The 20861-nt window shown below is 65.9% G+C and carries 18 protein-coding genes; 3 read left to right on the top strand and 15 right to left on the bottom strand.

Annotated elements, in window-relative coordinates; all coding sequences use genetic code 11:
- Positions 1-23: 23 nt before the first annotated feature.
- Positions 24-794 (top strand): bifunctional 2-polyprenyl-6-hydroxyphenol methylase/3-demethylubiquinol 3-O-methyltransferase UbiG, encoded by a 771-nt coding sequence (gene ubiG, locus GRI55_RS05005; protein WP_160766369.1) that lies wholly within the window; start codon positions 24-26, stop codon positions 792-794.
- On the opposite strand, the gene GRI55_RS05000 is transcribed toward ubiG, so the two are convergent.
- The 5 genes from GRI55_RS05000 to GRI55_RS04980 all read right to left on the bottom strand — a co-directional run bounded on the left by GRI55_RS05000 (position 775) and on the right by GRI55_RS04980 (position 6075).
- Positions 775-1815, bottom strand: coding sequence for a glycerophosphodiester phosphodiesterase family protein (locus tag GRI55_RS05000; RefSeq protein ID WP_160766368.1), 1041 nt, complete (start codon positions 1813-1815; stop codon positions 775-777). The two genes, ubiG and GRI55_RS05000, sit on opposite strands and share 20 nt — an antisense overlap.
- Positions 1794-2144, bottom strand: a complete 351-nt coding sequence (locus tag GRI55_RS04995) for an ArsC family reductase (RefSeq protein WP_160766367.1) — start codon at positions 2142-2144, stop codon at positions 1794-1796. Before GRI55_RS04995 ends, GRI55_RS05000 begins: the two co-directional genes overlap by 22 nt.
- Positions 2145-2238: 94 nt before the next feature.
- On the bottom strand, positions 2239-4596 hold the full coding sequence (locus GRI55_RS04990; protein WP_160766366.1) for a TonB-dependent receptor: 2358 nt from the start codon (positions 4594-4596) through the stop codon (positions 2239-2241).
- A gap of 147 nt (positions 4597-4743) precedes the next feature.
- Positions 4744-5211: a crossover junction endodeoxyribonuclease RuvC gene (gene ruvC / locus GRI55_RS04985; protein WP_160766365.1), complete on the bottom strand. Its 468-nt coding sequence runs from the start codon at positions 5209-5211 to the stop codon at positions 4744-4746.
- Positions 5212-5328: 117 nt separating this feature from the next.
- Positions 5329-6075: a YebC/PmpR family DNA-binding transcriptional regulator gene (locus GRI55_RS04980; protein ID WP_050601765.1), complete on the bottom strand. Its 747-nt coding sequence runs from the start codon at positions 6073-6075 to the stop codon at positions 5329-5331.
- Between the two features lie 92 nt (positions 6076-6167).
- On the opposite strand from GRI55_RS04980, the gene GRI55_RS04975 reads away from it, so the two are divergent.
- Positions 6168-6878, top strand: a complete 711-nt coding sequence (locus GRI55_RS04975) for a CPBP family glutamic-type intramembrane protease (protein ID WP_160766364.1) — start codon at positions 6168-6170, stop codon at positions 6876-6878.
- Here GRI55_RS04975 and GRI55_RS04970 read toward each other — a convergent pair whose 3' ends face one another.
- The 4 genes from GRI55_RS04970 to GRI55_RS04955 form a co-directional block, all read right to left on the bottom strand.
- On the bottom strand, positions 6879-7196 hold the full coding sequence (locus GRI55_RS04970) for a heavy metal-binding domain-containing protein (protein ID WP_050601844.1): 318 nt from the start codon (positions 7194-7196) through the stop codon (positions 6879-6881).
- A gap of 84 nt (positions 7197-7280) precedes the next feature.
- Positions 7281-8156 carry an SDR family oxidoreductase gene (locus GRI55_RS04965; protein WP_202392333.1) on the bottom strand — a complete coding sequence of 292 codons (876 nt, stop codon included), beginning with the start codon at positions 8154-8156 and terminating at the stop codon, positions 7281-7283.
- Between the two features lie 73 nt (positions 8157-8229).
- On the bottom strand, positions 8230-8466 hold the full coding sequence (locus GRI55_RS04960; protein WP_050601763.1) for a DUF2312 domain-containing protein: 237 nt from the start codon (positions 8464-8466) through the stop codon (positions 8230-8232).
- Between the two features lie 84 nt (positions 8467-8550).
- Positions 8551-8865 (bottom strand): DUF1244 domain-containing protein, encoded by a 315-nt coding sequence (locus tag GRI55_RS04955; RefSeq protein ID WP_063506200.1) that lies wholly within the window; start codon positions 8863-8865, stop codon positions 8551-8553.
- Positions 8866-8914: 49 nt separating this feature from the next.
- Here GRI55_RS04955 and pyk point away from each other — a divergent pair, with 49 nt between their 5' ends.
- A complete protein-coding gene (pyk, locus tag GRI55_RS04950; protein ID WP_160766363.1) occupies positions 8915-10381 on the top strand; it encodes a pyruvate kinase in 1467 nt (488 codons plus the stop codon).
- 69 nt (positions 10382-10450) lie between these two features.
- Here pyk and GRI55_RS04945 read toward each other — a convergent pair whose 3' ends face one another.
- The 6 genes from GRI55_RS04945 to rpoC all read right to left on the bottom strand — a co-directional run bounded on the left by GRI55_RS04945 (position 10451) and on the right by rpoC (position 20806).
- A complete protein-coding gene (locus GRI55_RS04945) occupies positions 10451-10750 on the bottom strand; it encodes a hypothetical protein (RefSeq protein ID WP_160766362.1) in 300 nt (99 codons plus the stop codon).
- Between the two features lie 52 nt (positions 10751-10802).
- Positions 10803-11165: a hypothetical protein gene (locus tag GRI55_RS04940; RefSeq protein ID WP_160766361.1), complete on the bottom strand. Its 363-nt coding sequence runs from the start codon at positions 11163-11165 to the stop codon at positions 10803-10805.
- A gap of 32 nt (positions 11166-11197) precedes the next feature.
- Entirely contained in the window at positions 11198-12493 is a 1296-nt protein-coding gene (locus GRI55_RS04935) for an NADH:flavin oxidoreductase/NADH oxidase family protein (protein ID WP_160766360.1), read from the bottom strand.
- Between the two features lie 13 nt (positions 12494-12506).
- The gene (gene gltX / locus GRI55_RS04930; protein WP_160766359.1) at positions 12507-13880 is read right to left on the bottom strand and encodes a glutamate--tRNA ligase; all 1374 of its coding nucleotides are present in this window, start codon (positions 13878-13880) and stop codon (positions 12507-12509) included.
- 40 nt (positions 13881-13920) lie between these two features.
- Positions 13921-16284: a putative bifunctional diguanylate cyclase/phosphodiesterase gene (locus GRI55_RS04925; protein ID WP_160766358.1), complete on the bottom strand. Its 2364-nt coding sequence runs from the start codon at positions 16282-16284 to the stop codon at positions 13921-13923.
- 193 nt (positions 16285-16477) lie between these two features.
- The gene (rpoC, locus tag GRI55_RS04920; RefSeq protein WP_050601756.1) at positions 16478-20806 is read right to left on the bottom strand and encodes a DNA-directed RNA polymerase subunit beta'; all 4329 of its coding nucleotides are present in this window, start codon (positions 20804-20806) and stop codon (positions 16478-16480) included.
- Positions 20807-20861: the final 55 nt, after the last annotated feature.

Here is a 20861-nt window from a genome sequence, read left to right as displayed (position 1 = left end):
AGCTAGGCTGCTAGCCAGAGGGCATGAGCGATGCAACCACACAGCCGCGTAGCAATACTTCGGCCGGCACAATTTCGGGCGCAACGATCCGCGCCGACGAAGCCGCGCATTTCGGCAGGCTGGCCAAGGACTGGTGGGACCCCAAGGGCTCTTCGGCCATGCTCCACCGGCTCAACCCCGTGCGGCTGCAATTGCTGCGCGAGGCGATCGACCTGCACTGGGCTGGCGACATCGAGGCGCGCCAACCGCTCGCGGGCAAGACCGCGCTGGATGTCGGCTGCGGTGCCGGATTGCTGTGCGAACCGCTGGCGCGGCTGGGGGCGGATGTCACCGGCGTCGATGCCGCGCCCGAGAACGCCGCGGCTGCAGCGGTGCATGCCGAAGGCGCGGGTCTCGATATCCGCTATATCGCGGGCGAGGTCGGCGCGCTGGATATCGGCAGCTTCGACCTGGTCACCGCGATGGAAGTGATCGAACATGTCGCCGACAAAGCCGCCTTCGTGGCAGCGCTTGCCGGCCGGCTGGCGCCCGGCGGGCTGATGGTGCTGTCGACGCCCAATCGCACGCCGCAATCGCGCCTGCTGATGATCGGTGCGGCGGAAGGCATCGGGCTGATCCCCAAGGGCACGCATCACTGGGACGATTTCATCACGCCCGAGGAACTGGACGAATTGCTCGGCGATGCGGGCCTCGACATGAGCGAACCGCGCGGGATCGGCTTCTCACCCGCCAAGGGGCTGCATCTGTCGGGCGATCTGTCGCTGAACTACATCGTCACCGCCCGAGCGCGCTGAGCACCAGCGCGGGATCGTCGGTAAAGACACCGTCGGCTCCTGCTGCCACGACCATTCCCGCAAGCGCCGCCAGATCGCCCGGCGCGCCTTCGGGAGTGCCCCGGCGGAGCGCGGGCGGGAGGAAGGCGTTTTCCTTGCGCAGGGTCCACGGGTGAACTTGCAGCCCGGCGGCATGCGCATCGGCAATCAGCGCGGTCGGACTTCCGTCCGCAGCCAGCACATGGCCCAGATAGGGCCCGATCCCGTCGGCATAGGTGGCGACCTGCGCCAGACCCGTCGGAGTCATGATCTCGGCCCAGCTCATCGCAGGTTCGTCATAGGGGCCGCCGGTGGGGGCGATCAGCAGCACCAGCGGGCTCTCGACCAGCGCGTCCAGCCGCTGCAGCGGGCCGATTTCGAACGCCTGCACGAATACGCGGTCATCGGCGTCGTCGAGATCGGCCTGGCGCAGCGCGGTGGCGAGCAGGTCGACCGTGTCGATTCCCTCTTCCTGCAGCAGCCAGGTGGGGTGCTTGAGCTCGGGGTAGATGCCGATCGCGCGGCCGGCTTCGGCCTCCTTCGCGCGCACCAGCGTCACGATCTCTTCGAAGGTCGGGATCTGGTAGAGCCCGTCGAACCGTGCATTGGCGGGCCGCAATCCGGGCAGCCGCTCCTTCACGCGCAGGCTGCGCAATTCGGCGAGCGTGAAATCCTCGGCGAACCAGCCGGTCACTAGCCGCCCCTCGATCGTCTTGGAGCGCTTGCGATCGGCAAATTCCTCGTGCGTGCCGACATCGGTCGTCTCGCCGATCTCGGTCTCATGCCGCGCCACCAGCCGCATGTCCTTCGTCGCCACGAGATCGGGCTCGATATAGTCCGCCCCCTGGTCGATCGCGCGCTCATACGCGGCCAGCGTATGCTCGGGCCGTTCGCCGCTGGCGCCGCGATGCGCGATGACGAGAAAGTCGCCCTCAGCCGCAGCGGCCGCGGCCGCGGGGACGGCACCGAGTGCCGCGAGGATCAGGAGAAATGCGCGGACCATTCGTCTTCCTTGAAACCGACCAGCAGGGCCCCGCCGTCTTCGACGATCGGGCGTTTGATCATGGACGGATTGTCTTGCAGCAATTGGACGGCCTTCGCCGCATCGACATCGGCCTTGTCGGCTTCGGGCAGCTTGCGCCAGGTGGTCCCGCGGCGGTTGAGCACGGTATCGACCCCCGCCGTCTCGATCCATGCGGCCAGCTTGGCCGGATCGGCGCCCTGCTTCTTGTAGTCGTGAAACGCGTAATCGACGCCCTGCGCGTCGAGCCATTTGCGCGCCTTCTTGACCGTGTCGCAATTGGGAATGCCGTAAAGGATAGTCTCAGTCACTGATCTGCCCGTTTTCGTTGGAACGCGCCTCGCTAACGGCTTGCGCAGCGCTTGAACAGGCCGCCGGGGCGCGAACCCCGGCGGCGCTGTCAAATCAGTCGCCGAAGCTCGCGGTCAGCTGGACGCCGAAGAAGCGCGGTTCCGCCGGGATGAAGGTCGGGATGCCGAAGGCCCCGCCGGTATTGCCCGCATCGAGCAGATAATCCTCGTTGAACGCATTGCGGATGAATCCGGCGATCTCGTAGCGGTCACCGGCGAAGCTTACCCCCGCACGCGCATTCACCAGCGTCACCGGGCCCTGCGAGGTCAACTCGTTATTGGGCACTTCGAAGTAGATCCGGCTGCGATGCGTGATGCTCGGCGTGGCGAACAGCCGTGCCCCGCCGCCCAGCGAATAATCGACCGTGAAACCGGCTGCGGCCTGCCATTCGGGCTGGAGGCGGAAACGCGCACCCGAAAACTCGGGGGCGAAGCTGTTGTCCTCGTCGATCCCGCCGTCGATATAGCCGACATTGCCGAAGAAGCTGAGCCAGTCGGTGGCCTCGACCGCGATCTCGGCTTCCACGCCGAGGTTGGAGGCCGCCCCCGCGCTCCGCGTGACGAAGCTGCCGGTCGGGTTGCCGTTGGCGTCCAGCTCCTCGACCGAGACCTGGAAATTGTCATAGACCTGGTAATAGACGCCCAGCGAGCCCGAGACCCTGCCGGTGGCAAGCTTGAGCCCGGCCTCGTAGTTCCACACTGTCTCTTCCGGAATGTCCTGCCGGTTCGGCACGACGTTCCCGGCATCGTCAACGCGCGCGCCCATCTGGACGACCGGCGAACGGCGGCCCTTCGACACGGTCGCGAACACATTGGCGTCGTTGCTGATCCGGTAGAGCGCATTGAACCGCGGCAGCAGCGCCGAGAAACTGTCCTCGGCCGAGAACAGGCGGCCGCCGGTGTCGATCTGGCCGGGGATCAGCGGCGCGCCGCTAAGCACCGCGTCCGGGACATTGCTGCGATAGGCCGACTTGCGGTTTTCCTCGAGCAGCCGCGCGCCGGCAGTCAGCTCGAGGCTGTCGGTCGCCAGCCAGGTAACATCGGCGAACACTGAATAGGCTTCGTTCCGGCCCTGGTTCTCGAACACCGACGCATAAGGAATCGCGTTTGCGGCGCCGTTGGTGGCGAGCGCCGTCACTCCGGTCGCGGGCACACTGCCATCGGGCGCGACACAGGGAATACCCGCAATCAGCGGTGCGCCGAACAGGCTGGTCAGGCACTGGAGGAAGGTGCCTTCCTCGGTTGCAAAGGGCACGTTCTGCAACCCGTCCTCGGTGAAGAAATTCCAGCCGAACGACGCGCGCAGGGCGGAACCCGCATAGCTGAACCGGCCTTCGTGGCTGAACTGGTGCCCCTGCGCGATTTCGGCGAACTCGAGAAACGGCGCGGCCGAACCATCGGCATCGAACACTTCGGCGCTGTCGAACTCGCGATAGCCATTGACCGTGGTGAAGGTCCAATTGTCGCCGAATTCGTACGCGGCGGTCAGGTTGAGATCGTAGACTTCGCGATCGAGACCGAGCTGGTCGTCGCCAAGGCTGGCGGCACCCGCCGGATAGCCGCCAAGATTGGCATCCTCGAAAGCATTGCCCGGCCCGCCCGGTGCGCCGGCGAAGGCCGGGAGCGTGCCCGAGATGAAGGGCGTACCGCCATTGCGCTGCTGGTCGTAGGTGCCGATCAGGTCGATCGTCAGGTCCATGCTCGGCGTGTACCGCAGCGAGGCGCGCACGCCGAACTGGTCCTGCGCGTAGAGCTCTTCGTCCTGCCCGGGGTTGAGGTTTTCGACATAGCCATCGCGCTGGCGCCATTCGAAGGCGATACGCCCGGCCAGCACGTCCGAGCCGGCATTGAGATACCCGCCCAGCAGCGTCTGGTCGAAATTGCCGTAGCCGCCGGTGATCTCGCCCGAGAAGCCTGCGCGCGGACGCGCCGAGACGAGGCTGATCGCGCCGACCGCCGAGGCAGTGCCGAACAGCGTCGCCTGCGGCCCCTTGATGACCTCGACCCGCTCGAGATCGTAGATCGCCTGGTACGACCCGCGCGAACGCGAGATGTCGACGCCGTTGTAATAGAGCGTGACGCGTGGGCCCTGCTGCGAAGAGCCCGAATCCGAGGTGATCCCGCGGATGACGATGCCGGGGTTGTTGGCGCTCTGCTCCTGGATGTTGAGCCCCGGAACATAGTTCGACAGCTCGTCCAAATCCGACACGCCGAGTTCTTCGATCCGGTCCCCGGTCACTGCCGAAATGGTGATCGGCACATCCTGCGCGCGCTGTTCGATCTTCTGCGAAGTGACGATGATCGTGGTGCTGCTGGCGGGCTGGTCCGCGGCGGCCACCTCCTGCGCCATCAGCGGAGCGGGAACGAGAGCGATGGAAGCAAGCAAGGCGCTGCGAAGAGCAGGAAATGTCATGGAAGGCCCCTGTCGTTGGATTGGATTGCAACGCGCCTAGCCCCGCCTTGTGACACCCCGGCGGCGAAAGTCTTTCAATTATAAGAAGGATTTGGGACAGCTATTGGACAGCGGACGGCCGCGCCTGCGCCGTGCGAAATCCGCAGCCTAGGCCAGATGCGCGTCGGCGATCGCCACGGCCAGCGCATCGGCGGCATCGGCGCCGGCGATCTGCACGCCCGGCAGCAGCACCTTGACCATGGCCTGCACCTGCGTCTTGTCCGCCCCGCCGGTGCCGACCACGGCCTTCTTGACCAGCCGCGCGGCATGTTCGTTGACCGCCAGCCCGGCGGCCCCGCAGGCGGCCAGCACGCAGCCGCGCGCCTGCGCCAGCTTGAGCGTCGATTGCGGGTTCTTGTTGACGAAGACTTCTTCGGCTGCCGCGCGGTCGGGCCGGTGCGCGGCAATGACATCGGCCAGCGCCGCCTGCAGGCTCGCCAGCCGCGCCGCCATCGGGGCCCTGGCGTCGGTCGGCACCTGGCCGTTGGCGATATGCACGATGCGCGACCCCTCGGTGCGGATCACGCCCCAGCCGGTGCAACTGAGCGAGGGGTCGAGGCCGAGGATCAGCGCCATGCGGCGTGGCCCCCGCGCCGTGTCAGCCCGGCAGGCCGATGCGCCATCCGAGCCGCCAGGCCAGGGCCAGCAGGAATGCGGCGCCCAGTACGCCGGCCAAGGCCCATTCGCGCCAGGTCAGCTGTCCAGCTTTTCCATCACCTCGTCGGAGATGTCGTAATTGCCCCACACGGTCTGCACGTCGTCATCGTCGTCCAGCGCGTCGATCAGCTTGAGCAGCGTGCTCGCATTCTTCTCGTCCATGTCGACGGTCAGGTTGGGCTTCCACGCCAGCTTGACCGTCTCGGCCTCGCCCAGCGCCTTCTCGAGATCGGCCGCGACCTGGTGCAGGTCTTCGGCGGCGGTCCAGATTTCGTGGCCATCATCGCTCGAGGCGATATCTTCCGCGCCCGCTTCCATCGCCGCTTCGAGGACCTTTTCCTCGCCGCCGGCCTCGGCCGGGTAGAAGATGAAGCCCAGCCGGTCGAAGCCGTGCGCAACGCTACCCTCGGTGCCCAGATTGCCGCCGTTCTTCGAAAAGGCGGTGCGCACGGCGGTGGCGGTGCGGTTGCGATTGTCGGTCAGCGCCTCGACGATGATCGCGCTGCCGCCCGGGCCGTAGCCTTCGTAGCGCACTTCCTCGTAGCTTTCGCCGTCCTGCGCGCTGGCCTTGTCGATCGCGCGCTGGATGTTGTCCTTGGGCATCGACTGCGCCTTGGCGGCATTGACGGCCAGCCGCAGGCGCGGGTTCATGTCGGGATCGGGCATGCCCATTTTCGCCGCCACGGTGATTTCGCGGCTGAGCTTGGAAAACATCGCGCTGCGCTTCTTGTCCTGCGCGCCCTTGCGATGCATGATGTTCTTGAATTTGGAATGGCCGGCCATGGTTTCGCTTTGCGTAGCTGAAATGGTTGGAATCAGAGGGTCGCCTTAGCCTCATGCACGCCGCAACGACAAGTCTTGCGCCCGCGAATTCAATGCGCGGCGAATGGCGGCGGTTTGCCGCCTTCCTGAAGCGCCCGACGCTCCCCGAGCGGGCCCCGCTGCCGCAAGCGGCCGGCCTGCGCGCGGTCGTCTGGCTGGTGTTGCTGGACCTGCTGGTCATGGCCGCGCTGGTGGGCGTTGCAGGCGCGGTGATGGCCGCCGGGGTGAGCCTGCCGGAAACCGCGCTCGCCGGAATGGAAATCGGCACCGGGATCATCCTGGCCGTGGTGGTGATCGCCCCGCTGACCGAGGAAATCGCCTTCCGCGGCTGGCTGTCGGGCCGCCCGGGGCATATCTTCGGCCTGCTGGCGGGAGCCCTCGCTGCAATGATGGCGGGGCTGGCAGCCATGGCCTTTTTCGGCGCGGCGTTGGCGACGGCCGGACTTGTCGCGCTGGCGGCAGGCACGCTGGTAGCGCTGGCGATCGTCTACCGCTTGCGGCATCGCAATACGATCGGCTGGTTCAGGCGCCTGTTCCCAGCGCTGTTCTGGCTCAGCACGCTGGGCTTTTCGCTGGTGCACCTGACCAATTTCCCCGCCGACCAGCTGGCCACCGCATTGCCGCTGGTCCTGCCGCAATTCGTGACCGGCACGATCCTGGGCTATACGCGCGTGCACTACGGCCTGTGGGCGAGCGTGCTGCTGCACATGCTCCACAATGGCGCGATCATCGCGTTGGTGCTGGCGGCCAGCAGCGCGGCCTGATCAGACCTTGACCGCAGTCCCGCTGGCGCTGACCATCAGCATCGAGCCGGTGTCGCCGATGACCTCGTAGTCGAGATCCACCCCGACCACCGCATTGCCCCCGCGCGAGCCGCATTCGGCCTGCAGTTCCTCGATCGCCTGCTCGCGGGCATCGCGCAGGATCCGTTCGTAGCTGCCCGAGCGGCCACCGACGATATCGCGGATATTGGCGAACAGGTCGCGGAACAGGTTCGCGCCCACGATCACCTCGCCGGTGACGATGCCGAGGTATTCCTGGATCGGCTTGCCCTCGATCGTGGGCGTGGTGGTCACGGTGATCCCGCGCGCGTCTTTCCAGGGGCTGGGCATGTTCTGTCTCCTCGCTTGAGCTGTGTTAGACAGATATTACGCCAGCATGTCAGGTCAACCGTTGACCACGATCCCGCCATTGGGATGCAGCACCTGTCCCGACATGTAGGAACTGTCATCGCAGGCGAGGAACAGGAAAGCGGGGGCCACTTCGTTGGGTTCGCCCGGACGGCCCATCGGCGTATCCTCGCCGAAATCGTCCATATTCTCGGGCGGCTGGCCGCCGCAGGGATTGAGCGGGGTCCAGATCGGCCCCGGTGCGACCGCATTGACCCGGATGCCGTCCGCCACGAGGTTTTCCGACAACGAGCGGGTGAAGGCGGTGATCGCGCCCTTGGTGGCACTGTAGTCGAGCAGGATCGGCGCGCCCTTGTACATGGTCACGCTGGTGCAGTTCACGATCGCCGCACCGCGCTGCAGGTGCGGGCGTGCCGCCTGGACGAGGTAGAACATCGAGAAGATGTTGGTCTGGAAGGTGCGCTGCAATTGTTCGGCCGTGATATCCGTCACGTCCTCGTCGGGGTGCTGTTCGCCGGCATTGTTGACCAGCACATCCAGCCGGCCCCATTTGCCGATCACCGCATCGACGAACCCGCGGCAATGGTCGGGATCGCCCAAATCGCCCGCCGACAGCAGCACTTCGGCGCCCTCGGCCTCGCACGCTTCGCGGGTAATCCGCGCATCGTCATGCTCTTCGAGATAGGCGATGGCGACCTTCGCACCCTCGCGCGCGAACAGCACGGCAGTGGCCCGGCCGATGCCGCTATCGCCGCCGGTGACAATCGCCACCTTGTCTGCGAGACGGCCCGAACCGGGGTAGCGTGGCTGCCATTGAGGCTGGCGATCCAGCGCGCTTTCGTGCCCCGGCATGCGGGGCTCCTCGCTGGTTTCCTCTACGAATGCGGTATCGACATGCTGCGGATCGGCCATGGGTGAAAACTCCTTTCACCCGACCAACACAGCAGCTTCCCGCCCCGTTCCGGCAGCCCGCCGCAGCCAGGCCTCAACCCATGCCGAGCGCGGCCTTGTAGGTATCGAGGATGGTTTCCTGTTCGCTGCGCTCGTCGGGCTTCATCTTCCGCAGGCGGATGATCTGGCGCATGATCTTGGTATCGTACCCGACCGCCTTGGATTCGGCGTACACGTCGCGAATGTCGTCGGCGATGCCCTTCTTCTCTTCCTCGAGGCGCTCGATACGCTCGATCAGCAGGCGCAGGCGGTCGTCGGTGGCTTCGGCCATGTTCGGGGTGTGCTCCGGTAAGAAATGAGAATCGGTTGGCGGTGCGATAGCCATCAGGCGATGCAGGGTGAAGGCGCCGACTCGTTACTCCACGCGATTTTTCGCAATGCTCGCCTCCATGAGCGCCAGCTGTTCCTCGGTCGCGGGCGATTGGCGGGTGGCCTTCCATTCCTCCTGCGGCATGCCGTGGATCAGCGCGCGCGCGGCCGCCTTGTCGCCTTCGAAACCCGCGTCGCGGATCCAGTCGGCCAGGCAATTGCGGCAGAAGCCCGATAGCCCCATCAGGTCGATATTCTGCGCGTCGTGGCGGTGCTGCAAATGCCGCACGAGCCGGCGGAAGGCCGCTGCCGCTACGGCATCGGGCAGCGTATCGAGCGCATCGTGTGCATTCGTCGTCATGATCGTATCGTCCTTGCTTTGTCGCACACCGCTGCCATAGGCGATGCCCATGGCCAAATCCGCCCCCAAGCTCGATCCTCGTGGCCGCAAGGTCAAGATCCTCGCAACCGTCGGCCCAGCCAGCCGCTCTCCCGAAATGCTCGCCCGGCTGTTCAAGGCCGGGGTCGACGCCTTCCGCGTCAACATGAGCCATGGCGAGCATGCCGATCACGCGCAGACGATCGAAACGATCCGCACGCTGGAAAAGCGGTTCATGCGCCCGATCGCGATCCTTGCGGACCTGCAGGGCCCCAAGCTGCGGGTGGGCAAGTTCAAGGACGGGCAGGCGGTCATCCGGCATTCGGGCCACTTCACGCTCGACCGCAATCCCGAACCCGGCGACGACACGCGCGTGGAGCTGCCGCACCCGGAACTGTTCGGCCTGCTCGACAAGGGCCAGCGGCTGCTGATCAACGATGGCAAGATCCGCCTGCGGGTGATCCGCGCGGACGAAAACGAAATTCTCTGCTCGGCCGAAGTCGGCGGGGTCATCTCCGACCGCAAGGGCGTCAACGTGCCCGATGCCGAAGTGCCGATCCCCGCGCTGACCGACAAGGACCGCAAGGATCTGGCCTTCGCCATGGCGCAGGGGGTCGACTGGATCGGCCTGTCCTTCGTCCAGCGCCCCGAAGACCTTGCCGAAGCGCGCAAGCTGATGGGCGGCTACGGCGCGCTGTGCGCCAAGATCGAAAAGCCGATGGCAGTGCACCGGCTCGATGAAATCATCGACATGAGCGACGGCATCATGGTCGCCCGCGGCGACCTGGGCGTCGAGCTCGAGCCACAGGAAGTCCCGCCGCTGCAGAAGAAGATCGTCAATGCGACGCGGCTCAAGGGCAAGCCCGTGATCGTGGCGACGCAGATGCTCGAAAGCATGATCGAAAGCCCCGCACCGACGCGCGCCGAAGTCTCCGACGTGGCCAATGCGGTCTATGACGGGGCCGATTGCGTCATGCTGTCGGCCGAAACCGCGGCGGGCGACTGGCCCGAGGAAGCGGTCACGATCATGCACAAGATCGCACGGCAGGTCGAAACCGATGAAGCCTATCTCGACCGCGTGCGTTTCCTCGACACGCCGCCCGATGCGACCACCGCCGATGCGCTGGCGCATGCCTGCATGACGGTGGCCGATACGGTGCCGATCAGCGCGATAACCGTGTTCACCGGTTCGGGTTCGACCGCGCGGCGCGTGGCGCGCGAACGGCCCAGCGTGCCGATGCTGGTGCTGACGCCGAGCATGAAGACCGCGCGCCGGCTGGGCCTGCTGTGGGGCGCGCATGCCGTGGCGACCAAGGACATCGGCAGTTTCGAGGAAATGATTGCCAAGGGCAAGCGCATGGCGCTGCGCCACGGCTTCAGCGCTGCGGGCAGCAAGCTGATCGCCCTGGCCGGGGTGCCTTTCGGCACGCCGGGATCGACCAATCTGATGCATGTGGTGACCGTGAGCGGCGACGAGCTCGACAAGCACGGCGGCTAATGCCGCGGCAGGCGGGCGCGGATTGCCCCGCCTGCCGCCGCTTGCCCAGCCGCTGAGCCGCTCAGCCGCTCAGCCGCTCAGCGCAACGAAAGCGATCGCCCCCAGCAGCACCACGCTGGCGATGATGATCGCGGCCAGCTCGGCCATGGTCAGCCGGTCGACGTGTTCGGCACGGAAAGCGCGATAGTTCGCGCGGAGCTCGTCCTTGCTCGACAGGCTGGCGACCTCGAAGGCGGTCGCCTCCTTGGTGAACCAGCGTTTCAGTTCGGCGCGCTCGGTCTCGGCGATGGCGGGATAGCGGTGCAGCAGCGCTTCGATCCGGTCGAAGCGGTCGTGGACGGCAGGGCCGCCGTCGGTGGGAATAGTCATCTGTCATGTCCTGTCTGAACGGGAATCCGCGCCCGGTGGGACGCGTGGCGGTTCAGATCAGGTGCGGGGGTCCGCGGGGGGCGGCGATGGACCGCGGCGGGGGGCGCAGCGGCGGGCCGCGAACGCGATGCGCCGCCCAGCGCTGGGGTGTTGCAGGCGCCGCCGCCAGTGCCAGGGGCGGCAGTGCAGCGGCATCGGCCAGCCGCTTGTCGGGACATGGCGCCGCGAGCGGACAGACCTGCGCCGTCTCGCCCTCGCCCGGCGGCAGCGTGACATCCGCCGTGGCTGCGCTGAACACCGCGCCGCGCCCGCGATCGGGCGAGATCGGCTGATGCGGCAGTGCCTGCGCGCACAGCACTGCCAGCAGCATCGCAGCGCACAGGCGCAGGGGCCATCGGCAGAGGGAAGCAAGCATGACCGCGAAGAACTGGGGAGCCGGAGCGCGCGCTACAAGGCCGCGGCGCGCTCTTTCATGATCCGCTTGCCGCGCGCATCGACCAGGCGGAAGGCCTTGAACACGGGGAAGTCACGATCGACGCGCCCGTCGTGCCCGAGCATCCAGAGCTGCTGGTAGAACCAGTAGATTCCCGCGAAACCGCTGATCGCCTTGACCATCTGGAACCGCTTCAGGAAGCCGAGCCATTCGGGCACCAGATCGAGGTCGTCCTCATATCGTGCCAACTGCTCCGCGCCTTCGAGCAGCCGTGCGGGTGCATCGGTATCGACGCAGAGCGGGCGGCCCAGCCCGATCACATCGGCCGCGCCGCTGGTCAGCGCCTGCTCCATCGCCGCGCGGCTGCGAAAGCCCCCGGTGACCATCAGCGGGACCGAAACCTCGGCCTGCATGGCCTTGGCGAAATCGACGAAATAGGCCTCGCGCGCCGCGGTCGAGGGCGCGACGACCTGTTCGTCCTCGGCTTCCTGACCGGCCACGCCCAGCAGCTTGGGCTGTTCGTAGGTGCCGCCCGAAATCTCGATCAGATCGACCGAGGCCGCCTCGAGCCAGCGGACCACCTTCAGGCTGTCGCTGAAATCGAACCCGCCTTTCTGGAAGTCGGCGCTGTTGAGCTTGACCGAGACCGGGAATCCTGGCCCCACGGCCGCGCGCACCGCGGCGACGATGTCGAGTAGGAACCGCGCGCGGTTTTCCAGGCTGCCGCCATATTCATCGGTCCGCCGGTTCACGCGCGGCGAGAGGAATTGCGACACCAGATAGCCATGCGCGCCATGCACCTGCACGCCGGTGAAGCCCGCATCCTTGCACGCGCGCGCAGCAATGGCCCAGCGCGCGACCAGATCGGCAATTTCCGCCGTTGTCAGCGGCGTCGGCTTGCCGAACTGCCCCCCGGGGAGCGCCAGGGCGACGTCGGAAGAGGATTTGGGGTGCGGATTGACCACCTTCTGCGTCTGGCGGCCGCCATGGCTGATCTGCGCCCAGAAATGATTGCCTTGCCGGGTCGCCGCCTGCGCCCAGCGGGCCAGCCGCGCCTGCATGTCGGCATCGGGTTCGCGGTCGATCACGACATTGCCGGGCCGTTCGAGATGGTCCGCATCGACGATGATGTTGCCCGACAGCAGCATGCCCGAACCACCATCGGCCCAGATCCCGTAAAGCCGCTCGAGTTCAGGCGTGGGGCGTCCGTCGGGGGTGGCCAGCCCTTCGGTCATCGCGGCCTTCGCCAGCCGGTTGGGCAGCACGGCGCCGCACGGCAGTTCCAGCTCGGATCCCAAAGTCACGGCCATGATCGCGTTTCCCCTACCCTTGCGCGGCTTGCTCCAGCCGCTCGCGTGCCCGCGTCTCTCCGATCAGCGGCAGCAATTCGCCCATGTCGGGCCCATGGTCCATTCCCGTCAAGGCCTGGCGCAGCGGCAGGAACAATTGCTTGCCCTTGCGTCCGGTCTCCCTTTTCAAAACCTGCGTGAACGTTTTCCAGAGCTCTGCACGGATGTCATCGTGCCGCCACTCGAGCTGCCCGAAGGCTCGCACCGCCTCGGCCAGATAGGCGCGGTCCTCATCCGCGAACTCGCGCCGCTCGATCGGACCGGTCACCAGCCGCCACCATTCGGCAGCCTCGCCGACCAGCGCGAGATTGGGCCGGATCGCGTGCCAGCCGGCGGCGTCCATCCCCGCGGGCAGGCGGTCGGCGACCGCGGCGTGGTCCATCTGGTGGACCAGCGCGGCATTGATCCGCTCCAATTCGGCTTCGTCGAACTTCGCCGGGGCACGGCCGAAGGTCGCCAGGTCGAAGGTTTCGAGCAGCGCGCCCCGGTCGGCGATCGGCTCGACCGGAAGCGACGTGCCCAGCCGCGCGAGCAGCGCGACGATCGCCTGCGGCTCGAACCCGCGCTCGCGGAAGGCATCGCAGCCCAGCGAACCGAGCCGTTTCGACAATTTGCCTTCCTTGCCGACCAGCAGCGCCTCATGCGCGAACCGGGGCATTTGCGCCGCACCATCGCCCGCGGCGATAAGCGCGCCGAACATCTGGATCTGCACCGCGGTGTTGCTGACATGGTCTTCGCCGCGCAGCACGTTGGTCACCCCCATCGCGAGATCGTCGACCGCGCTGGGAAGCATGTAGAGCCAGCTGCCGTCGGCGCGGCGGATGACCGGATCGGACAGCTGGGCGGGATCGAACTTCTGCGGCCCGCGGATGCCGTCGTGCCAGCTGATGGCTTCGCCGTGGTCGAGCTTGAACCGCCAGTGCGGGGTGATGCCCTCGGCCTCCTTGGCGGCGCGCTCCGCGTCGCCCAGTTCCAGCGCGCCGCGATCGTAGATCGGCGGCAGACCCCGCCCGAGGCGGATCTTGCGCTTCAGCTCGAGTTCCTGCTGCGTTTCGTAACAGGGATAGACCCGCCCCGCCTCGCGCAGCGTGTCGAACGCCGCCTGGTAGCCGGCGAGCCGGTCCGACTGCCGCTCCTCGCCATCGCTCGCGAGCCCCAGCCAGCCGAGATCGCTGCGGATCGCGTCGACGAATTCCTCGCGGCTGCGGTCGGCGTCGGTATCATCGATCCGCAGCAGGAAGCGGCCGCCCGCCTGCTTGGCGAGCATCCAGTTGTGGAGCGCGGTGCGAATGTTGCCGACATGGAGGCGCCCGGTGGGCGAAGGGGCGAAGCGTGTGACGATGGTCATGCGCGCGCCGATAGCCGAGGCCGGCGCACTTGGCGAGCGTTCAGCCGGTCCCCGCGCTGCGCCGCTTGAGCGCGGCCTCGCGCGCCTTGCGGTAATCGAGGATGCCGCTGGCATCGGCCTTCATCGCGGCCTCGACCGCATCGGCGGTGGCGAAGTTCTCTCCCGGCACGGGTTCGCAGATCAGATAGCCCTGTGCTTCCTGGCACCCCAGTTCGCGCAGCAAATCGAGCTGGCCGCGCGTTTCGACGCCTTCGGCAGTCGCCGCCATCCCCAGCGCTTCGGCCAGCCGGGTGATGCTGGAAACGATCGCCTTATTGTCCGAACAGGTCTCGATTCCCTCGACGAAATCCTTGTCGATCTTGATCCGGTCGAAGGGAAAGCGGCGCAGGTAGCTGAGCGAGGAATAGCCCACGCCGAAATCATCGAGCGCGATCTTGGCGCCGAGTTCGCGCAGCTTTTCCAGATTGCCGACACAGACATTGCTCTTCTGCATCAGCACGTGTTCGGTAATTTCGAATTCGACGCGCGCGGGCCGGATGCCGTAGGCGTGGATCGCCCGCGCGACGACATCGACCAGATGCGGGCTGCGCACCTGCGTCGGCGAAAGGTTGATCGCAATGCGGAAATCGCCGCTCCAGCGCGAGGTTTCTTCCAGCGCCTTGCGGATCACCCATTCGCCGATCGGCACGATCATCCCGGTTTCCTCGGCCACGCCCAGGAAATCGTCGGGCCGGACCACGCCGCGCTGCGGATGGTACCAGCGCAGCAACGCTTCGTATCCCGACACCTGGCCCGAATCGAGATCGATCACCGGCTGGTAGTGGATGTTCAGCTGGTCACGCGCGACCGCTTCGCGCAGATCGGTCTCGATCTCGCGGCGTTCGCGCGCGGCATGGTCCATCGCATGGTCATAAAGCGCGATGGTGTCGCGCCCCTTCGCCTTGGCGGCGAAAAGCGCCAGGTCCGCACGGCGCATCAGCTCTTCCGCCTCGCCGCAGCCGTCGGAGCGCTTGGCAATGCCGATGCTGCCCGAGATCCGGTAACTATGCCCGTCGATTTCGAACGGTTCGCGGATCACGGCGAGGAACCGGTGCGCGCGTTCGATCAGCATTCCTGCCCCGGCGCGCGTTTCGAGCAGCACGGCGAACTCGTCCCCGCCCAGCCGCGCGACGAGGTCCTGCCCGCGCACTTCCTTTTCGAGCCGGGTGCCGACCTCGCGCAGCAGGCGATCGCCGACCAGGTGCCCCCGCGTGTCGTTCACCGCCTTGAAATTGTCGAGGTCGAGGTAGAACAGCACGACGTTCTGCGGCTGGTCGTCCTGCGACAGGGCCGACCGCAGCCGTTCGTTGAACAGGTAGCGATTGGCGAGGCCGGTGAGATTGTCGTAATGCGCCATGAAGGCGACGCGGTCTTCGGACAGCCGGTCGCCGGTGACATCGCGCGCGACCCCGCTCATCCGCCCGTCGCTGCGCGGCCGCGCGGAAAGCTTCCAGTAGCGCACGCCGTCGTCGACCCTGACCTTGATCACGAAATCGCGGAACCGGCTGTGTTCGAGCAGATGCCGCTCAAGCCGGTCGCGGTCCTCGCCCGGGGCGAACATGTCGAGCAGCGCCATGCCTTCGAGCTCGTGGACCGCCTTGCCCGCCGCCTCGGCAAAGCGCCGCGACACATCGCGCAGCTTGCCCGCGGGATCGACGGTCCACAGCCAGTCGGACGAATGCTCCTCGTAATCGTAGAGCAGCATGCGCACCGTGCCCGCTGCCTCGCGCCGGCTGATTTCGGCGCGGGCCGCCGCGATGATCTGACCGTTCTGCGCCTGAACCGAACAGACCAGCGCGAGCACGAAGACCGCAAGCAGCAACAACGCCGGCCAACCGCCGCTGCCCGCCTGGATCATGGTGGCGACCGCGATCGAAGCGGTTAGCAGCGCGATGTGGACGCGGGCGGCAGACGGGGCGGTGCGGTAAACCAGCAGGACCCCGCTGAGCAGGGTGATGGCGATGACCGCGAGCACGGCGGCCGTCAGCCCCTCGGCGGCGGTGGCCAGATAGGGGATCATCGCCGCCCAGATTGCGGAACTGAGCCATTCCAGCGCCATCAGCCGGCGCCAGTGGCCGCGCAGGCCGGCCAGCGTCGCGTCTGCGCAGGTGAACCGGTAGTCGGCGATGAGCTGGACCACGATCGCGCTCACCAATGCGCCCGCCCAGCCGAGCAGGACGGCCAGCGGAACGCGGTCGCTGAACATGTAGATCAGCGCGATCATCGAGCCGAGCGACGGGAGCAGCGCCAGCCGGGCGCCGGCGCGGAAATCTTCCATCCGGCGGGTCAGCAGCAGGCGCGCGACGGCTTCGCTCGTGCCTTCCTTCCCGTCAGCTTCCGGCAGTTCGCTTGCGAACTCCGCCATGTTCGCGCTCCCCCCGCGCCTGTGGTGGCCGCGCGGGGCGGCAACACGATGGTTCACCGTGCATTTACAACAAGTTTGCGTCAAGCGCCAACTACTTGCCAGAAGCCGGCCAAGTATAATCCGTTTCGGCAAAGAAAAGGCCCCGTCGGATTGCTCCGACGGGGCCAATGTTGTGCGCTAAAGCTGGTGCGGCTTATTCGCCGTCCTTGGCTTCCTCGTTGAGGTATTCGCCGGCATCTGCATCGGTGCCGTGGGTTTCGCCTTCGACGGCCGCCAGCGGATCGTCGCCGATGGCCGCTTCCGCGCCCTGGGCCAGTTCCGCCTTGTGCTCTTCCTCGGCGGTGTTGGCCGCGATGATCGCATCCTGCGCCTTCTTCCACTGCGCCCGCAGCGCCGCGTCGCGGCTCGAGGCGGTGATCCGCATCCGGTTCATGCCCGCGCCGGTACCGGCGGGGATGAGACGGCCCACGATCACGTTCTCCTTGAGACCGACCAGCGTGTCCTTCTTCCCTTCGACCGCGGCCTGCGTAAGCACGCGGGTGGTTTCCTGGAACGAAGCGGCCGAGATGAACGAACGCGTCTGCAGCGAAGCCTTGGTAATGCCCAGCAGGATCGGCGTGCCGGTGGCATGCTCCTTGTTCTTCCCGAGCTTGGCGTTGGTTTCCTTCAGCTCTTCCAGGTCGACCTGTTCGCCGGGCAGCAGCACGGTGTCGCCGCCATTGGTGATCTCGACCTTCTGCAGCATCTGGCGAACGATCACCTCAATGTGCTTGTCGTTGATCTTCACGCCCTGCAGTCGGTAGACTTCCTGGATCTCGTTGACGAGATATTCGGCCAGCGCCTCGACGCCCAGCACCTCGAGGATGTCGTGCGGGTTCGGCGAACCGGAAATCAGGGTATCCCCCTTCTTCACGAAGTCGCCTTCCTGCACGTCGATCACCTTGGTCTTGGGGATCAGGTATTCGACTGCATCACCTTCTTCCGGCACAATCGCGATCTTGCGCTTGGCCTTGTATTCGCGAACGAATTCGATCTTGCCCGAAATCTTGGCGATGACCGAATTGTCCTTCGGCAGACGCGCCTCGAACAGTTCGGCGACGCGCGGCAGACCGCCGGTGATGTCGCGGGTCTTGGCGGCTTCGCGGCTGGCACGGGCGAGAATGTCGCCCGCTTCGACCTGTTGGCCATCCTCGACCGACACGGCCGTACCCGGCGCCAGCATGTAGCGCGCGGCTTCGGTTTCGTCCCCTGCATCGTTGAACAGGGTCAGGCGCGGACGCAGGTCCTCGTTCTTCTTGCGGCCGGTGGTCTTGGTGTCGGTGACCACACGCTGCGCGATGCCCGTGGCATCGTCGACGCGCTCTTCCATGGTCGTGCCGTCGATGAGGTCCTGGAACTTCACCACACCCGACTGTTCGGTGATGATCGGGAGCGAGAACGGATCCCATTCCGCCAGACGGTCGCCTTCCTTCACCTTGCCGCCATCCTTGTGCATCAGCACGGTACCGTAGGGCACCTTGTGGATTTCGCGTTCGCGGCCCTCGGCGTCGATCACGGCCAGTTCGCCATTGCGGGCGAGCGACAGGATCCGGCCCTTCTTGTCGGTGATGGTGGGCATGTCGCGATAGACGACCTTGCCGTCCGACACGGCTTCGAGATGCGAAGTCTCGTTGAGCTGTGCGGCACCGCCGATGTGGAAGGTACGCATGGTCAGCTGCGTGCCGGGTTCACCGATCGACTGCGCGGCGATGACGCCGACAGCTTCACCGATGTTGACCGGCGTACCGCGGGCAAGGTCGCGTCCGTAACAGGTCGCACACACGCCCTGCTGCGCATCGCAGACCAGCGGCGAGCGGATCTTGGCGACCTGCACTTCGGCTTCCTCGATGACCTTGATCATCGGTTCGTCGAGCAACGTGCCAGCCTTGGCGATCACTTCGCCGGTCGCGGCATTGACGATGTCTTCGGCCACGGTGCGGCCGAGGATACGTTCGCCGAGCGAGGCGATCACGCTGCCGCCCTGGACGATCGCCCGCATGTCGAGCGAGTTCTCGGTCTTGCAGTCCTGCACCACGATGGTGCAATCCTGCGACACGTCGACCAGACGGCGGGTCAGGTAACCCGAGTTCGCCGTCTTGAGCGCGGTGTCGGCCAGGCCCTTACGGGCGCCGTGGGTCGAGTTGAAGTATTCAAGGACGTTGAGGCCTTCCTTGAAGTTCGAGATGATCGGGTTCTCGATGATCTCGCCCGACGGCTTGGCCATCAGGCCGCGCATCCCCGCGAGCTGCTTCATCTGCGCCGGGCTACCACGAGCGCCCGAGTGGGCCATCATGTAGATCGAGTTGATCTCGGCCTGGACCCCGTCCTTGCCGATCGGGCGGGCCTTGATCTTTTCCATCATGGCATCGGCCACGCGGTCGCCGCACTGGCTCCACGCGTCGATCACCTTGTTGTACTTTTCCTGCTGGGTGATCAGGCCGTCCTGGTACTGCTGCTCGTAATCGGCAACCAGCGCCTTGGTCTTCTCGACCATCTCGACCTTCTCCTCGGGGATGATCATGTCATCCTTACCGAAGGAGATGCCGGCCTTGAACGCGTGGCGGAAGCCGAGCGACATGATCGCGTCGGCGAACAGCACCGTGTCCTTCTGGCCGGTGTGACGATAGACCTCGTCGATAACGTCGGCGATGTCCTTCTTGGTCAGCAGACGGTTGACGATGTCGAACGGAACCTTGTGGTTCTTGGGCAGACATTCGCCGATCAGCATCCGGCCGGCAGTGGTCTCGAACCGCTTCATCGCGATCTTGCCATCTTCGTCGGCCTGCGGAACGCGGGCGAGGATCTTGGTGTGCAGCGAGACCTGCTTGGTTTCGAGCGCCTGGTGAACCTCGGCCATGTCCGAGAACATCGGCAGCTTCTCGACCTTGTTCCCATCGCTGTCCTCGACGAACTCGGGCGTCTTCTCCTGCCGCTCCATCGAGAGGTAGTAGAGACCCAGAACCATATCCTGCGAGGGCACGATGATCGGCTTGCCGTTGGCGGGCGAGAGGATGTTGTTGGTCGACATCATCAGCACGCGTGCTTCGAGCTGGGCTTCGAGCGAAAGCGGGACGTGAACGGCCATCTGGTCGCCGTCGAAGTCGGCGTTGAAGGCCGCGCAGACCAGCGGGTGCAGCTGGATCGCCTTGCCTTCGATCAGCACGGGTTCGAATGCCTGGATGCCGAGACGGTGAAGCGTCGGCGCGCGGTTCAGCAGGACCGGGTGTTCGCGGATGACTTCATCCAGGATGTCCCAGACTTCCTTGCGTTCCTTCTCGACCCACTTCTTCGCCTGCTTCAGGGTCATCGAGAGACCCTTGGCGTCGAGCCGGGCGTAGATGAACGGCTTGAACAGTTCGAGCGCCATCTTCTTGGGCAGGCCGCACTGGTGCAGCTTGAGTTCGGGGCCGGTCACGATGACCGAACGGCCCGAATAGTCGACGCGCTTGCCGAGCAGGTTCTGGCGGAAGCGGCCCTGCTTGCCCTTGAGCATGTCGGACAGCGACTTGAGCGGACGCTTGTTCGCGCCGGTGATCACCCGGCCGCGGCGGCCGTTGTCGAACAGCGCATCGACCGATTCCTGCAGCATGCGCTTTTCGTTGCGCACGATGATGTCGGGCGCGCGCAGTTCCATCAGGCGCTTGAGGCGGTTGTTGCGGTTGATGACGCGGCGATAGAGGTCGTTGAGATCCGACGTCGCGAAGCGGCCGCCGTCGAGCGGCACCAGCGGGCGCAGTTCGGGCGGGATGACCGGCACGACTTCGAGGATCATCCATTCGGGGCGGTTGCCCGATTCGATGAAGCTTTCGACGACCTTCAGACGCTTGATGATCTTGGCCGGCTTGAGCTTGGACTTGGTGGTCGCGAGGTCTTCGAGCAGGTCTTCCTTTTCCTGTTCGAGATCAAGATCCATCAGCATGGTCTTGACCGCTTCGGCGCCGATGTTGGCGGTGAAGGCGTCTTCGCCATACTCGTCCTGCGCCTCGAGCAGTTCATCTTCGGTGAGGAGCTGGAACTTCTCGAGCGGGGTCAGGCCGGGCTCGGTGACGATGTAGCTTTCGAAATACAGCACGCGCTCGAGCTGCTTGAGCTGCATGTCGAGCAGCAGGCCGATGCGCGAAGGCAGCGACTTGAGGAACCAGATGTGCGCAACCGGTGCGGCCAGTTCGATATGGCCCATGCGTTCGCGGCGGACCTTGGTCACGGTCACTTCGACGCCGCACTTCTCGCAGACGACGCCCTTGTACTTCATGCGCTTGTACTTGCCGCACAGGCATTCGTAGTCCTTCACGGGACCGAAGATGCGAGCACAGAACAGGCCGTCACGCTCGGGCTTGAACGTCCGGTAGTTGATCGTTTCCGGCTTCTTGATTTCGCCGAAGGACCACGAGCGAATGCGCTCGGGGCTGGCGATGCCGATCTGGATCTCGTCGAAAGTTTCGGGCTTCGCGAGCTGGTTGGTGAATTTGGTCAGTTCGTTCATGACTTATTCCCTTAGCGGGTGAATTCCTTGGGGCGGTGGTGGGGGGCGTTGCCGC

This window comes from Qipengyuania citrea, from assembly GCF_009828015.1.
GTDB lineage: Bacteria > Pseudomonadota > Alphaproteobacteria > Sphingomonadales > Sphingomonadaceae > Qipengyuania > Qipengyuania citrea.
The sequence above is the reverse complement of the archived record's forward strand: the minus strand, read 5'-3'. Positions and strand labels throughout refer to the sequence as shown.